We start from the raw sequence: 15,142 nt of genomic DNA, 5'->3' as shown, positions 1-15,142 counted from the left end.
GCAGTGTTCAAAGTACGCGACTTACTGCCATGACGCCAGTGTTGTTTGCTAAGAAACAGAGAGCTTAGGTTTAACAGGCCGCTTTAAGTAGCGCTGGCTGAGTACCTTCTACTTGCTGCTGAATATAGCGTGTGAGTTCATCTACCTGCTCTGGGGTGAGGTAAAGGCCAAGTTTAGTGCGTCGCCACAGTACATCGTCTGCGCAGCGGGCAAACTCATGGTTCAGCATATAATCGATCTCTTTTTGGTAGACGCCTTCGGCAAACAGCAGGCCCATGTCGCTCTCTTGAGCTACATCTTGCAGCAGCACCCGAGCATCGCTACCAAATTGCGCTACGTAGCGTTGTGCCAAAGCAGGGGGTAGCCATGCGTGCTGCTGGGTCAGTGACGTGGCGAGTTGCTCGCGTGTGCAACTAAAGTGTCCGCCTGGCAGGGCTTGGTTGGCGGTCCATGCTTGACCCATCTCGGTAAAGTAGGGCGCTAATTTACGCATCGCCGATTCCGCCAGCTTGCGGTAAGTGGTTAGCTTGCCACCAAAGATGGAGAGAAGAGGTGCTTGGTCTAACTCTTGCTCAAGCTCGATGGTGTAGTCGCGGGTAATGGCTTGCGGTGAGTCCGACTCATCATCACACAAAGGGCGCACGCCGCTGTACGTCCATACTACGTCTTTGCGCTCAAGCTGGTGGATAAAGTGCTGATTGACGATATCAATCAAGTACTCGATCTCTTGCTCCGCGATCGCCACTTCGCGCGGGTCGCCTTTGTATTCCACATCGGTGGTGCCGATAATTGAGAACTTATCTAGATAAGGGATAACAAAAACGATCCGACCATCGTTGTTTTGTAAAATATACGCCTGAGGATCGGGATGCACGCGTGGTACCACGATGTGTGAGCCTTTGATCAAACGAATATTGCGTGGTGATGGCGTAGCCAAACTTTGATCGTAAAACGCTTTTACCCAAGGGCCAGCCGCATTGACCAACGCACGCGCCATGCGCTCAAAACGCTCGCCAGTGTGCTGATCTTGCAGCGTTACTTTCCACATCCCTTCGGTGCGTTCGGCTTTTTCCACTTTGCAATAGTTGCGCACTTCCGCGCCATTTTGCTGTGCGGAAAGGGCATTCAAGAGTGTGAGTCTGGCATCATCCACCCAGCAATCGGAGTACTCAAAGCCCACTTTCATCTCTTCTTTGAGAAGGCCTGTCTGCGCCAGATTGACCTTTTCACTGCCAGGTAACGTTGTGCGTTTGCCAAGGTGGTCATACAAAAATAGCCCACAGCGAATCATCCACGCTGGGCGCAGATAGGAGCGATGTGGCAAACGAAAGCGCATCGGAAAGGCGATGTGCGGTGCTTTTTTGATCAGCACTTCACGTTCAGCAAGCGCTTCCGAGACCAAACGAAACTCATAGTGTTCAAGATAGCGCAGCCCACCGTGGATCAGTTTCGAACTGGCTGACGAGGTAGCTGAAGCGAAGTCTTTCATTTCGTATAAACCAACGCTAAGCCCACGGCCTGCTGCGTCGGCGGCGATACCAGCACCATTGATCCCACCGCCAACGACAATGAGATCAAGAATTGGAGATTGTTGAGGTTGTGAGTTCATCATAGAAGCTGACCTATTTTTGTATTGTCATGTTGAGCGAACGAGCATTTTAGAAACTAAAAGAAGCCTAACCGAATTTTCGAATGAGATCATCTTTTATTTTCGTTTTTGAGCGTTTGTGTGATTTGCGCATAAGAACAAAGAAAAGGAAGCTGATAAGGCGCGCGTTTGGGTGTTTGTGGAGACGAAAACAAAAACGCCCCACCAAAGAAGTGAGGCGCAAAGGGAGCTTGAGGAAAGGTCAGTGGCTAGCGATTTCTAACGGGATTTGATGCTCTTTGAGTATGGCGCTGATCTCTTCGGGAGGTTGCTGATTGGTGATCAGCAAGTTAATTTGCGAGATGTTGCCCAGTTTCACCATCGCATTACGGCCAAATTTGCTGTGGTCGACCGCTAAGTACACACTGCGGCTGTTTTCGATAATGGCCTGTTTAACGCGCACTTCGTGATAATCGAAATCGAGCAAGGAGCCATCGTAATCAATGCCGCTGATGCCTAAGATGCCGAAATCGAGGCGGAACTGTTTGATGAAATCCAACGTGGCTTCTCCGACAATGCCGCCATCTCGGTTACGCACTTCTCCGCCCGCGAGGATAACTTTGATCTCTGGATTGCTGAGCAAAATACTGGCGACGTTGATGTTGTTGGTAACGACGCGCAATTGCTTGTGATTTTTGTTGAGCGCTTTGGCAACCGCCTCTGGCGTGGTGCCGATGTCAATAAACAGCGTAGCGCCATCGGGAATGTGCTTGGCTAGCTCTTCGGCGATCAGATCTTTCTCGGTAAAGTGCTCTTTTTTGCGGGTCGAGTAGGAGGTGTTTTCTGAGCTGAGCGGAATGGTTGCGCCACCATGGTAGCGGCGGATTTTATTCTCGTCGGCAAGTTCGTTCAGATCACGGCGAATGGTCTGCGGGCTAACATTAAATTTCTCGACCAGCTCCTCGGTGCTGACGTATCCCTGCTTTTTCACCATTTCGATAATTTGTTGGTGTCTTGGTATCTGCTTCACTTTGTCTCCCTGATGCCTCTAACCAGCTTAGTCCTTAAGGGTTAGAAATGCTGGCATTCGAAAATAATCACTCGGGCTATTGTGCGCTAAATAACGCATTCATAGAAGCAACCAACATCAAGAAATCGGCTGAAACAACAAAAAAGGGCGCCATGAAGGCGCCCAAACATAGGGGGAGGTAAGAATTAATCTTCGAGATCGCGCATTTCAGACCAAGTTTGCGCACACTTAACGGCACGCTTCCAGCCTTTGTAGCGGCGGTTGCGTTTCTCTTCGTCGTGATGAGGAAGGAAAGAGCGATCGATTTCCGCTTTGTTCTTCAGCTCATCAATGCTGTTCCAGTAACCCACGGCAAGGCCGGCCAGGTATGCTGCGCCAAGTGCGGTTACTTCGGTCACTTTCGGACGGTGCACTTCGGTATCCAATACATCGGATTGGAACTGCATTAAGAAGTTATTGGCCACCGCACCACCATCGACGCGCAGCGCAGAGAGCTTGATGCCTGAATCGGCTTGCATTGCATCCAACACGTCGCGAGTTTGGTAGGCGATGCTTTCTAGTGTCGCGCGGATGATGTGATTCGAGTTCACGCCGCGAGTCAGGCCGACAATGGTGCCGCGAGCATAGGCATCCCAGTATGGTGCGCCAAGGCCAGTAAAGGCAGGCACCACATACACGCCGTTTGAAGTGTCAACTTTGGTAGCAAAGTATTCAGAGTCGTGCGCATCAGAAATCAGCTTAAGCTCATCGCGTAGCCATTGAATCGATGCGCCGCCCATAAATACCGCACCTTCCAGCGCGTAGGCGGGTTCGCCTTGTGGGCCACAAGCCAGTGTGGTCAGTAGGCCGTTTTGCGACGCCACTTTCTCTTTACCCGTGTTCATCAGCAAGAAGCAGCCCGTACCGTAGGTGTTTTTCGCTTGCCCCGCTTCAACACACATTTGTCCGTACAGTGCTGCTTGCTGGTCACCTGCGATCCCGGCGATTGGAATACGCGTACCACCTTTACCACCGATGTTGGTTTGGCCGTAGACTTCAGAAGAGCGTTTCACTTCTGGCAACATTGAGGCTGGAATGTCCATTTCGTCTAGAAGCTTCTGATCCCAACACAAATCGTTGATGTTAAATAGCATGGTACGAGAGGCGTTGGTGTAGTCGGTTACGTGCACACGGCCTTGGGTCATTTTCCAAACGAGCCAAGTATCGACGGTACCAAACAGCAGTTTGCCGGCTTCAGCGTCTTCGCGAGCGCCTTCCACGTTATCGAGAATCCACTTCACCTTGGTGCCCGAGAAGTAAGGGTCGAGCACTAGGCCTGTATTGTCACGGATGTAGCTCTCCAAGCCGCGTGCTTTCAGATCTTCACAGATATCGGCGGTGCGGCGGCATTGCCACACAATCGCGTTATACACCGGTTTGCCAGTCTCTTTGTTCCACACAATGGTGGTTTCACGTTGGTTGGTGATACCGATGGCGGCGACTTGGTCGCTACGAATGCCGGATTTACCCAAAACTTCCACTAAGGTTGAGCTCTGGGTGGCGTAAATTTCCATGGGATCGTGCTCTACCCATCCTGCTTGAGGGTAGATCTGAGTGAACTCGCGCTGGGAAACGGAAACAATATTCGCGTCGTGGTCTAAAACCACCGCGCGAGAACTGGTTGTGCCTTGGTCCAGCGCCACAATGTACTTCTGCTCAGTCATGGTAAGATCCTTTCGTTTCGTTAGTTATATTTTAGTCAATTTATTAAGCGCGAGCTTCTTCAACGTCTTCAGCAGCATCGCATTGATTCGGGATGGTGCAACCTTGGCCAACATTAGGTAGGTAGGCCGCAATCGCTTTTGGATACAACCAGCCACCAAAGCAAGCACCAGCAATCGGAGCAAGGATTGGCACGATAAAGTAAGGAATGTCTTTCGCACCAGTCAGGGCATAATCCCAGCCTGCAAAGTAAGCAAACAGTTTTGGTCCAAAGTCACGAGCCGGGTTCATGGCAAAACCGGTTAGTGGGCCAAGTGAGCCACCGATGACCGCAATCAAAATGCCGATCAACAGTGGGTTCATCGCGCCGCGAGAAGCGCCGTTGTGCTCATCGCCTAGCGCCAAAATGGCGAACATCAGTACCGCGGTAATCACAAATTCCACCGCAAAAGCGCCAAGGAAAGAGATTGAAGCGTGTGGGTAAGTGGAGAAAATACCAGCCGTTGCCAAGCCCTCTTTGCTGCCACGGATCAGGTTGTGCGCCAGTTCGTAGTCAGTGAAGAGGTTGCTGTACAGGCTGTAAACCAGCGCCGCAGAGCAAAATGCGCCAAGCAATTGAGCGATGATGTAAGGCACGACTTTCGCTTTATCGAAGCCATGGAAAGCAGCCAGAGCGATGGTCACCGCTGGGTTGATGTGCGCACCCGATACCCCTGCGGTGCAGTAGATAGCGATGGTGACCCCAAAGCCCCACACAATGCTGATTTCCCATTGACCAAATTGAGCACCGGCAAGAACCAGCGCGGCAACGCAGCCAACACCGAAAAAGATAAGTAGACCTGTACCGATGAATTCGGCCAGGCACTCTCCGAAGAGAGTTGTTTTTTTGTTTGTCATGGTAAGAGTCCTTTATGTTCCACAGTCGGCGTGCTTATTTTTATAAACCACATGCACAGCGGTTATTTTGCACATTTAAACGATTGCGAAAACAAACAAACAATCAAATTGAGCGTTCGAGCATAATTTTATTAATGATACGTATCTTTTTTGTTAAATAAGTCATTGTTTGAGTATTTTTCGCGCAATGAGCAATTGAAGACATAGCTTTCATAGCCAATCCACCATGTATTTGACGTTCAGAAGCCGCATATTCTCGTTAACTATCAGAGAATATTACATTTTATTAACTAGATAAGCAGAGTTAGGTTAGGGGAATGTGAGATGAGTTCGCGGCATGTTTGCTGTTTGGCTAAATAGCCAGCGACGGAAAATGAGACTGGTCATACCAAATGGAATTTAAAGGAAGGTTCGAAGTCGAGTGTTTAAGCAGCGAAATCGGGATCCGTTGGTAAAATAAAAGGCGACAGCCTGTGCTATCGCCTGAATGGCCAAGCAAGCGGAACAGTAAGCAAAGGTGCTGTACGTGCTCAGTGATGCTCTGGCTTAGTTATTTTTGTGCAGTTCGCTGTTGAGTTCTACCGCGGTTTTGTTGGCAAGGCACTCGATTTGCCCTGTCACTGAGTTGCGGCGAAACAGCAGATCAGAGACACCAGCCAGATCGCGCGCTTTGACCATTTCGACTTCTTGACCGCTTGAGTCAAGCATGCGCACTTTTGAACCAGCGGTGACGTACAAACCGGATTCCACCGTGCAGCGATCGCCCAGCGGGAAGCCAAGACCTGCGTTTGCGCCAAGCAGTGAGTTTTCACCAATCGATACCACCACTTTACCACCACCCGAAAGCGTGCCCATGATAGACGCGCCGCCGCCGATATCTGAGCCATTTCCGACTACCACGCCAGCAGAAATACGGCCTTCAACCATGCTCACGCCCGCCGTGCCCGCGTTAAAGTTGATGAAGCCTTCGTGCATTACAGTGGTGCCTTCGCCCACATGAGCGCCAAGACGCACGCGAGAAGTGTCTGCAATGCGCACACCCGTTGGTACGATGTAATCAACCATTTTCGGGAATTTGTCGACGCAATCGACAGTCAGCACTCGGCCTGCAAGGCGCGCTTCGATCTGGCGTTCTACCAGCTCAGGCAGATCGATCGGGCCTTCGTTGGTCCATGCAATGTTGTGCAGCAGGCCAAAAATGCCGTCCAGTACGGTGCCGTGTGGCTTGATCAAACGATGCGAAATCAACTGTAGCTTGAGGAAACCTTCCGCCACCGACTGAGATTGTTCATCTGTTGCGAGGATCACCAATACCAGCGGCTGGGCAGACTGTGCCGCTTTAGCCGCAAAGGCTGCGTTAGCCGCATCGCCGTTTTTCTCAAACGCGCTAGCAAGCTCGGCACTTTGCGCGGCAGAGATCTCAATGGCTTGGTTGCCTTGTTCGTATCCGGCCACGGCAGCCAGTGCGTCAACCAGCGCTTCGCTTGGGTTTAAAACTGGATGAGGAAAAAATGCTTCGATAATTTTGCCATCGCGGTTTGTAGTCGCCGTGCCAAAGGCTAGGGAAAAGTAAGCCATAGGAAATCTCCATTTGTTGAATCTTTGTGCTCGTCTGTTCACTGAAGAGCATGAATAAGGTTGAGTTCATCATAAAGAGACAAAAAACGAACTTAAAGGTCTAGCGGGGAGAAAGTCCGTCAGTGGATACCTTTTGTCTTTTTAGGGATATATTGCTTTGATGAGAAATTGCTTTGATGAGAAATTGTGTTGCACGACAAATAAAAACCGCCACTTGTGCGACGGTTTCTCGGAGGCGTGGTGAGAGCTTAAGCCGCGTCTTCGGCAGACTCTTCTGCTGACGGTTCATCTACAGCAGCCAGCTTTTTCTCTTTCTTTGGCGCTGGGCGACGTTTCGCCCCCAGAGCGTAGAGAAGCTCTTCTTTGTTTTGTGCGAGGAACATCGCCAGATCTTCCTGCTTGCCTTCATCTTCTAGAAGGTCGCTTTTACCCAGTAGTTCGAAAAGCTCGTCTGCCATATCGAGCATCTTGTCGTATGCGTCAGCATCCGCTTTAGAGGTAAAAGTCATTTTCTCTTCTCCGTTGCGTTCTACCACGTACTTGACGATAACAGCCATGGTTAATCCTCTAGGTTAGTCGTTGCGAAAATTTACTGTCTGTTTATACAGCTTTTGCTCAGCGATGTCCAATTGTGCCTGTCAGAATGAGAGTCTGGCGAGCATGCGGTTTTAGACGTTCTGCCACTCTTTACAAAAGGCGATAAACGCTTTCAAAAGCGGGTTTTGGTATTTCTCTTTGTGTACCAGCAGCCAAAAGCGGCGTTTCATATCCAGAGGCATGTTGAGCATTTTTACCCGCCCATCACGAATTGCGTGCTCAGCCGATAAGCGCGACAAGCAGCCAAGCCCGAGCCCTGCAGCGACGGAGTTAATCAGCGCCTCAGTGGTATTGAGCTGAAACGCTTCGTGCCATTGCTCTATGCGCGGTGCGATAACGCGTAAGAAAAACTCGCGGGAACCAGAACCGGCTTCGCGCAAAATCCACTCACTGTTTTCCAGTTCACTCAGCGTCATCATTTGATTGGCGTCGAAAGGGGCATCCATGGCGCAGATCACGCACATTTCATCTTGGCTAAATTGGCTGGAATGTAACTCTGGGTGCAGTGTTTTGCCTTCGATCAGCGCAATATCCAGCTCATAGTCCACAAGTTTGTCGCAGCTCTGTGCCGAATTGGAAATAAACAAACTCTGTGACTGATGCTGGGTCTGACGGCGAAAATCACGCAACAGATAAGGGGCCACTTGGTTGCCGATGGTGTCACTCGCGCCAATTCGTAACTGGCCGGATAAGCTCGCGTCACCATCAAACAGGCTTTCGATATCTCGGGCGCGGCTGAGCAGTTCGTCGGCTAAAGGCAAGAGCTTTTGCCCTTCTTGATTGAGAATCAAACGGTTATTCACCCGATCAAACAGCGCGTGGCCGATCTGCTTCTCTAGTTCAGAGAGCGCCATGCTGACAGCGGCTTTGGAAAGAAACAGACTTTCGGACGCCGCCGTCAAGGTATGATGCTGCGTGATGGTGGTGAAGACTTTCAGTTGTCGCAGTGAAATGTGGCTTGCCATATTTGTTTAGATTCTCTGAACGTTGGTTGTAAATAATTAGATATCTTCAAACATGATGCAAGCTTAAAATGAGCTTGTTTCCTAAATACAGTAGGTCGAGGTCATGATGATTCAAGCAACAAAAGCAAAAGTGATGGGTGCTCCGACGCCGATGGCTGGCTTAGCGCTAGGAATTGCCAGTTTGGGGTGGTGCTGGGAAAACTTCGCCGAGTTCCATGGCTACGGGCAGTGGTTGAGCGCTGCGGTCGCCAGCGCCTTGCTGTTGATCCTCGCGGTAAAATTCCTTTTTCATCGCCATTTATTGAGACAAGATTTGGCGCACCCCGTTGTGGGCAGTGTGGTACCGACTTTTGCCATGGCGACCATGGTGGTATCGAATTCGCTAGGGCATTTCTTCCCTATCGCTGGTGATGTCATGTGGTCTGTGGCGGTTGCGCTACACATCGTATTTTTGCTGAGTTTTGTCTATCACCGTGCAAAAGAGTTTGAACTTCACCACATGGTGCCCAGTTGGTTTGTGCCTCCGGTTGGCATCATTGTCGCGGATGTCTCTTTCTCCGGTAACCCTGTATTGGCGCCTATTGTGCACGGTGCTTTGCTCTTTGGCATGCTTGCCTATGCGGTGATGCTACCCATCATGATCTACCGTTTCATGTTTACCCATGAAGTGCCCGATGCAGCCAAACCCACCATGGCGATTCTGGCCGCGCCAGCGAGCCTCTCTTTGGCCGGGTATTTGACCGTCACCGCGCATCCTTCGCCTGTGATTGTGGCGCTGCTGTTTGGCATTGCAGTGTTGATGACGGCCATCATCTATCTGGCGTTTTTTACCCTGCTGCGACTGCCTTTTAGCCCCGGTTATGCGGCGTTTACCTTCCCGATGGTGATTGGTTCGACCGCGCTGTTTAAAATGGCGGCTTGGATGAAAACCGTCGACATCAGTGCGGAATATGTGGCGCAGGTGCAGTGGCTGGCGAGCCTAGAACTTATTGTCGCCACCTTAGTGGTTGGCTATGTGGCGTTGCAATACAGTTATAACCTGCTTATTTTGCCAAAGATGCAGCAGGCTCAAGTAAGACAGTGCTAAAGTAGCAAGCCCGGCGGGAAGCCGGGCTTGGTATTAGCTTTTTTTAGCGAAAAAGCGCGACATTTCGTCGAGCGATTGTTGAATCACACTCGGCGGGATTGTCTCTTCCCGGACCACACTCAGTTGGCTGTTCAACTGTTTGGCATTACCTGCCGGATTAACCACCATCATGATCTCTTGCCCCACTAGCGCATAGTTGTAGTAACTGCCAGCAATAAACCACTCACGTTTCACTGAGTCATCAAACAAATTATGCCCGACGCTGTAAGTAGCGGTATCGGTTTGCTCACCGAATAAGCGCTCCATCAAGGTCGGCACCAGATCAAAATGGGTGGTACGGTAATCGTAGCGAGCCGCTGGTTGGTCAGGCGTGTAAATGTACAGCGGCACATGGATCTGCGCTTGACTGTAGTTACCAGAGTGGCCCCAGTAGTTCATACCGTTGTCGTTAAACTCTTCACCATGATCTGATGTGAGTACTACGATGGTGTTGCTTAAATCTATATTTTTCAGCACCTTGCTAATCAGACTATCGATGTAGTAGAGCGAGTTTTTGTAGCGATTGTGGTAGAGCTCGGCGTCAAAATAGTTATTGAGCAGAATGTGATCCACACGTTCCCAGTAGGGGGTGAATTTCGCCCCTTCAGATTCAGGAAACTCAGTGCCGTGGGCTGAATCGTAAAAGAGAAAACCGAAGTACGGCTGTGAGTTCGGTTGCTGAACAAACTGCAGAAAGTCGTTTGTGATGCGCGCGTCACGCTCCACTTGGCTATCGCCTGGTGTTTTAAGACGTAAATCTTTCACCTTCTTAAACACGGTACGCGACAGCGGAGGGCTGGTGAGTGACGCAGAACCAAAGATCCCCATGCGGTACCCCGAATGTTGTAGCGCATCGAGAAAGATAGGCGCAGTTTGGCTGGCATAAACGCTGTCCCAGTACGTTGCGGGTAAACTATAAAACAGGCTAAACATCCCCGCTTGAGTCGAATTACCGCCACTCATGTGTTGGGAAAATTGCGCGCTCTTTTGGGCAAATTGGCTGACGTTTGGCATGATCTCGGCGGTTGCATCACTGTAGCGCCACGCGTCAATCAGGATAAACAGCACGTTTGGCTGCTGCTCTGGCGTTGTCACCGCGACAGGTTGCAACGGGTAGTGCAATGGACTGCTGGTGACATTTTTTAGCTCAACTCGATTGCGGGCGGCCACTTTCTCATCCACCCAACCGTGCTGATAAATCCAAGAGCGCGCGGTGAGTGGGTAGTACAGTGGCCAATTGCTGGTGAACTGGCTCACTTCGTTGTCATACAAGGCATTCTTGTAAGCATGGATTGCTTGGCTACTCACGAGCAGTGCAAACCACACAGCCACCATCGCATATTTGCTTTTCCGTGTGGCTAAACGGCCTGTTAGCCAGACAGTCACGGCTAAGCCGATCAGCAGTACGGCGATTTCGGAGATAAACAGTGCCCAACTGAGCCACGAGATATGAAACACTTCGCTGCCACTGTCGACAAACATACGCACCAGCAAGCCATTAATGTGAAACTTGTAGTGCTGAAAGACGGTAATGTCCACTTGCAAAATGATCAACAAGAGGGCCGCGAGCAGCACCACGCCCCCCCTAAACCACTTGGTTGGCAACCAAGTCAATGGCAGAGCTAAAAGCACAAGCAAAAAGGCCAATAATCCCAGCCAGCCGAGTTGAGTGGCGATCAGATAGAACACTTGCAAAGTGCTGAACGTTTGCTGTGCATCGGCTGGGAGCAAAAATGGATAGCAAGCCAGAGCCAGAAACAGGCTAAAGCAGACAAAAAAAGCGACTAGCCAAGCGCTGTTGTCAGACAGTTTACGCAGCATACGAAAGGGCCCTCTGCAAGATTGGAAAGCGGAAGAGTATAAAACGGCGTTTTTTAACATGGAATAGTTGTGGGGTATGTCACACTTTGTATCACTGTGTCAGTAATATTTTACAGTTCACTTGGACAGCTAAAGAAATTTGTATGGAATGCGTTATAACCATTTAGCAAATCAGTGAGTTACAGCGGTGCTTGATTTTGCAGGCGTATGTTAAGCTTAGGCACAGTCACGCTTACTGCTCGGAAGCCTTATTTTGTTTACTGTTTATCACTCTAATCAGGTTGATGTTCTTAAATCTCTGTTGGTGGAACTGATCCGCCGAGAGCCGCTGCAAAACCCGTTCACGCAAGAGCGCATCTTGGTGCAAAGTCCGGGGATGTCGCAGTGGCTAAAGATCGAACTGGCCAAAGAGTTTGGTGTAGCGGCGAATATTGAGTTTCCGCTGCCGGCGACGTTTATTTGGGAGATGTTTACCAAGGTACTGCCGGATGTGCCCAAGCGCAGCGCATTTAACAAAGAAGCCATGACTTGGAAACTGATGCAATTGCTGCCGGGCATGCTAGATCAACCTGCGTTTACCCCTCTAGCGCGCTATTTGCAGCAAGATGAAGACCGCAGCCGGCTCTACCAGCTGGCCGAGAAAATCGCCGATATTTTCGATGGTTACTTGGTCTATCGCCCCGAGTGGATCGCCAAGTGGGAGGTTGGGCAAGCGGTGGAGGAAATTGCGGATGAGCACCCTTGGCAGGCGCCGCTTTGGCAGGCGCTCTATCAGCACACCTTGGCGTTAGGGCAATCGCCCTATCATCGTGCCAACCTCTATCAAGACTTTATTCACACTCTGCAAGCATCATCGGCAACTTTTGAACAACTGCCCGAGCGGCTGTTTGTGTTTGGTATTTCGTCGCTGCCGCCGCGTTATCTCGATGCGCTTAAAGCGCTCGGAGAGCATATCGATGTGCATCTGATGTTCACCAACCCTTGTCGTTACTACTGGGGAGACGTGCGCGATCGCAAGTTTCTCGCGCGCTTGGCGGCCAAGCATCGTCAGCATGTAGTGTGGCAACAAGACCATTCACAAGCGCTGGGTGAAAGTGAGCAGTTGAAAGGCTCGATTGAAGATAATCTTGCCGATGAACTGCATAGCCAAATGGTCGGTAACAGTTTGCTCGCCTCGATGGGCAAATTGGGGCGGGATAATATGTATCTGCTCTCGCAGCTCGAATCCCATGAGATTGAAGCGTTTGTTGAGGTGGAACGCGACACTCTGCTGCATCAGTTGCAAGCGGACATTCTCAATTTAGAAGAGCACCAAGACGACAATCAACTCGACCACAGTGGGCACAAACAGGTGGTTTCACTGGGTGATCAGTCACTGTCACTGCACGTTTGCCACAGCCCTATGCGGGAAGTGGAGGTGCTGCACGACCGTTTGCTGGCGATGTTTGACGCCGATCCCAGTCTAAAACCGCGCGACATTATCATCATGGTGGCCGACATCAACGCCTACAGCCCGGCCATTCAGGCGGTGTTTGGTAACGCGCCGGGCGAGCGCTTCATTCCGTACTCAATTTCAGACCGCAGTGCCGCGCAGGAAAGCCCGATTTTGAGCGCTTTTCTACAGTTGCTGAACTTACCTCAAGCGCGCTGTTTAGCGTCAGAACTGCTCGAACTTCTGGAAGCGCCGGCGATTTTGCGCCGTTTTGCACTCAGTGATGACGATTTTCTGCAAGCCAAGCAGTGGGTCGAAGCGTCCGGCATTCGCTGGGGGCTGGATGAGCACACGGGCGGTGAGTTCGAACTGCCGCAAACCGAGCAAAATACCTGGCAGTTTGGCATTCGTCGCATGTTGCTCGGTTATGCCATGGCCGATACGGCGGGCTTATTTCAATCGCGTAGCGGACTGATTGCACCTTACAACGAGGTGCAAGGAATGGGGGCTGAGCTGGCGGGCAAACTGAGCCACTTTATTCAAAAAATTACCGAATATCGCAGCAAATTAGCGCAAAACCTCCAAGTAGATGACTGGCGTGACGCTTTGAATGACTTGCTGGATGATTTCTTTCAGGTCGATCTGGATGGAGAAGTGGCGCTTAAGTCGATTCGTGACACCTTAACGCAACTGAAAGAGCAGTTGAGCGATGCCGCATTTAGCGCGGACTTGTCTCCGGCGGTGGTGAGTGAATACTTGCACAACAAACTGTCGGGCACGCGGGTCAGCCAACGTTTTCTCGCCGGGCAAGTCAACTTTTGTACTCTCATGCCCATGCGTTCTATCCCGTTTCGCACCGTTTGTCTGCTCGGCATGAACGATGGCGTTTATCCGCGCACGGTGCCGCCGGAAGGTTTTGATCTGATGAACGGCCGCGCTCGGCCGGGCGATCGCTCACGCCGCGATGACGACCGTTATCTGTTCCTCGAAGCCTTGCTCTCTGCGCAGCAGACGCTGTACATCAGTTATGTGGGCCGCTCGGTGCAAGATAACAGCGAGCGGGTGCCTTCGGTGCTGGTCTCTGAACTGCTGGAATATTGCCAGCAAAACTACTGTTTGGTGGGCGATGAAGCGCTGGCGGTGGATGCTTCCGGTGAGCGTTTGGTGCGCAGCATACAAACTCATCATCCTTTGGTGCCGTTCAGCCCTAGCGCGTTTCAAGGTGAGATGAGCAGCTACGCCAAAGAGTGGATCCCGGCCGCGCAGTTGCAAAGTCAAACTTCACTCAATCAAAGCCGCGGCGCATTTTTACGTGCATTGGATGACTATTGGTTGGGGATAAGTTTTCCTTACGAGCTGGATCTGGTTGAACTGCACCGCTTCTGGCGTTTACCGGTCCAGTACTTTTTCAATCGCCGCTTAAAAGTCCTGTTTGAACCGCCGCTGCCGGTGATGGAAGATGATGAGCCTTTTACTCTCGACGGGCTCAGCAGTTTTCAATTGCGTGATGAGCTCCTTGACCGCTTGCTTGAAGCGAGTGTGGCTCAGCAAGATCCACAAGCGGTGATTGAACAGTTTTTACAACAGCAGCGAGCTTGCGGCCATTTGCCCGTTGGCGCTTTTGGTGAAATCGAGTTTGCCGCTAACCGTGCTCAAGCAGAAGCGCTGGTGGATAAGCTGACCTTTCTCGCAGTACGTGAGCAAGAAGACATCGAGATCGATTTGACCTTTGATCTGCTTGGCGAAGGCAAGCCGATCCGCTTAACGGGCTGGTTAACGCGTCATTATCAATGTGGTTTGATACGTTACCGCAGTGGCCGGATCCGCGCGCAGGATTATTTGGCTGGCTGGATAGATCACCTAGCGATGTCCGCCAGTGGCTTGGCTCAGCCGACACACCTGATTGGTTACGATCGCAAAGAGGGCGTGCAGCATCTTATCTACCCGGCGCTTACTCAACCAGAGCAAGCCAAAGCCTTGCTTGCCGAGCTGGTGCGTCTGTTTGTCGAAGGGATGAATCGCCCCTTAGCCTATTTCCCGCACACCGCCTTGGCGGCGATTGAAGCGGGCTTTAACCGCGGCCAGTGGGTTGATGACCAAGAAAAAGCCCACAAAAAAATGGCCGATACCTTTAACGATGGCTTTTTAGGCGCAGGTGAGGGCAGTGATGTCTATATTGCGCGCATCTGGCCGCAGTGGAACGAAACGTTGGTGCATGAAGTCCGTCTGCTCAGTAGTTTAGTGTTGCAAGGAGCAAGGCTGAGTGTGGTTGACGGTGAGGATGCGTCTTGACAGTGCGGGTGATGATGAGAAGTGCAAGAGTAGAGTGGCCGCCAGAAAATCATTATTGGTGTAGGGCGTTCGCTGTACGGCCACGAGGTCAGAGGGACCACGATTCGATGGAGAA

General features: G+C 51.1%; 10 protein-coding genes. 2 read left to right on the top strand and 8 right to left on the bottom strand.

The window, feature by feature from the left end; genetic code table 11:
- Window positions 1-70: 70 nt before the first annotated feature.
- The 7 genes from glpD to I3X05_RS13040 form a co-directional block, all read right to left on the bottom strand.
- Window positions 71-1,609: a glycerol-3-phosphate dehydrogenase gene (glpD, locus tag I3X05_RS13070; protein WP_045571267.1), complete on the bottom strand. Its 1,539-nt coding sequence runs from the start codon at window positions 1,607-1,609 to the stop codon at window positions 71-73.
- Window positions 1,610-1,850: 241 nt separating this feature from the next.
- Window positions 1,851-2,618 (bottom strand): DeoR/GlpR family transcriptional regulator, encoded by a 768-nt coding sequence (locus I3X05_RS13065; protein ID WP_039430350.1) that lies wholly within the window; start codon window positions 2,616-2,618, stop codon window positions 1,851-1,853.
- Window positions 2,619-2,803: 185 nt separating this feature from the next.
- Window positions 2,804-4,321, bottom strand: a complete 1,518-nt coding sequence (glpK, locus tag I3X05_RS13060) for a glycerol kinase GlpK (RefSeq protein WP_337970783.1) — start codon at window positions 4,319-4,321, stop codon at window positions 2,804-2,806.
- Between the two features lie 43 nt (window positions 4,322-4,364).
- Window positions 4,365-5,216 carry an MIP/aquaporin family protein gene (locus I3X05_RS13055; RefSeq protein ID WP_045571110.1) on the bottom strand — a complete coding sequence of 284 codons (852 nt, stop codon included), beginning with the start codon at window positions 5,214-5,216 and terminating at the stop codon, window positions 4,365-4,367.
- A gap of 546 nt (window positions 5,217-5,762) precedes the next feature.
- A complete protein-coding gene (dapD, locus tag I3X05_RS13050; protein WP_337970782.1) occupies window positions 5,763-6,794 on the bottom strand; it encodes a 2,3,4,5-tetrahydropyridine-2,6-dicarboxylate N-succinyltransferase in 1,032 nt (343 codons plus the stop codon).
- A 248-nt stretch (window positions 6,795-7,042) separates the two neighbouring features.
- On the bottom strand, window positions 7,043-7,351 hold the full coding sequence (locus I3X05_RS13045) for a YebG family protein (protein WP_045571108.1): 309 nt from the start codon (window positions 7,349-7,351) through the stop codon (window positions 7,043-7,045).
- 111 nt (window positions 7,352-7,462) lie between these two features.
- Window positions 7,463-8,356, bottom strand: coding sequence for a LysR substrate-binding domain-containing protein (locus I3X05_RS13040; RefSeq protein ID WP_337970781.1), 894 nt, complete (start codon window positions 8,354-8,356; stop codon window positions 7,463-7,465).
- Window positions 8,357-8,462: 106 nt separating this feature from the next.
- Here I3X05_RS13040 and I3X05_RS13035 point away from each other — a divergent pair, with 106 nt between their 5' ends.
- Complete coding sequence (locus I3X05_RS13035; RefSeq protein ID WP_337971194.1) at window positions 8,463-9,443, top strand: TDT family transporter; 981 nt, start codon at window positions 8,463-8,465, stop codon at window positions 9,441-9,443.
- Window positions 9,444-9,476: 33 nt separating this feature from the next.
- On the opposite strand, the gene I3X05_RS13030 is transcribed toward I3X05_RS13035, so the two are convergent.
- Entirely contained in the window at window positions 9,477-11,303 is a 1,827-nt protein-coding gene (locus tag I3X05_RS13030; protein ID WP_193166964.1) for a DUF3413 domain-containing protein, read from the bottom strand.
- Between the two features lie 253 nt (window positions 11,304-11,556).
- Between I3X05_RS13030 and recC the strand changes: the two genes are divergently transcribed.
- Entirely contained in the window at window positions 11,557-15,027 is a 3,471-nt protein-coding gene (recC, locus tag I3X05_RS13025; RefSeq protein ID WP_337970780.1) for an exodeoxyribonuclease V subunit gamma, read from the top strand.
- The last annotated feature ends 115 nt before the right edge of the window (window positions 15,028-15,142 follow it).

Source organism: Vibrio navarrensis, assembly GCF_015767675.1.
Taxonomy (GTDB): domain Bacteria; phylum Pseudomonadota; class Gammaproteobacteria; order Enterobacterales; family Vibrionaceae; genus Vibrio.
Note: the sequence above shows the minus strand (reverse complement) of the source record. Positions and strands in the feature narration are given on the sequence as shown.

Coding starts and splice junctions, on each gene's coding strand:
- glpD (WP_045571267.1), bottom strand. CDS start 1,609: ATGAACTCACAACCTCAACAATCTCCAATTCTTGATCTCATTGTCGTT.
- glpK (WP_337970783.1), bottom strand. CDS start 4,321: ATGACTGAGCAGAAGTACATTGTGGCGCTGGACCAAGGCACAACCAGT.
- I3X05_RS13055 (WP_045571110.1), bottom strand. CDS start 5,216: ATGACAAACAAAAAAACAACTCTCTTCGGAGAGTGCCTGGCCGAATTC.
- dapD (WP_337970782.1), bottom strand. CDS start 6,794: ATGGCTTACTTTTCCCTAGCCTTTGGCACGGCGACTACAAACCGCGAT.
- I3X05_RS13045 (WP_045571108.1), bottom strand. CDS start 7,351: ATGGCTGTTATCGTCAAGTACGTGGTAGAACGCAACGGAGAAGAGAAA.
- I3X05_RS13040 (WP_337970781.1), bottom strand. CDS start 8,356: ATGGCAAGCCACATTTCACTGCGACAACTGAAAGTCTTCACCACCATC.
- I3X05_RS13035 (WP_337971194.1), top strand. CDS start 8,463: ATGATTCAAGCAACAAAAGCAAAAGTGATGGGTGCTCCGACGCCGATG.
- I3X05_RS13030 (WP_193166964.1), bottom strand. CDS start 11,303: ATGCTGCGTAAACTGTCTGACAACAGCGCTTGGCTAGTCGCTTTTTTT.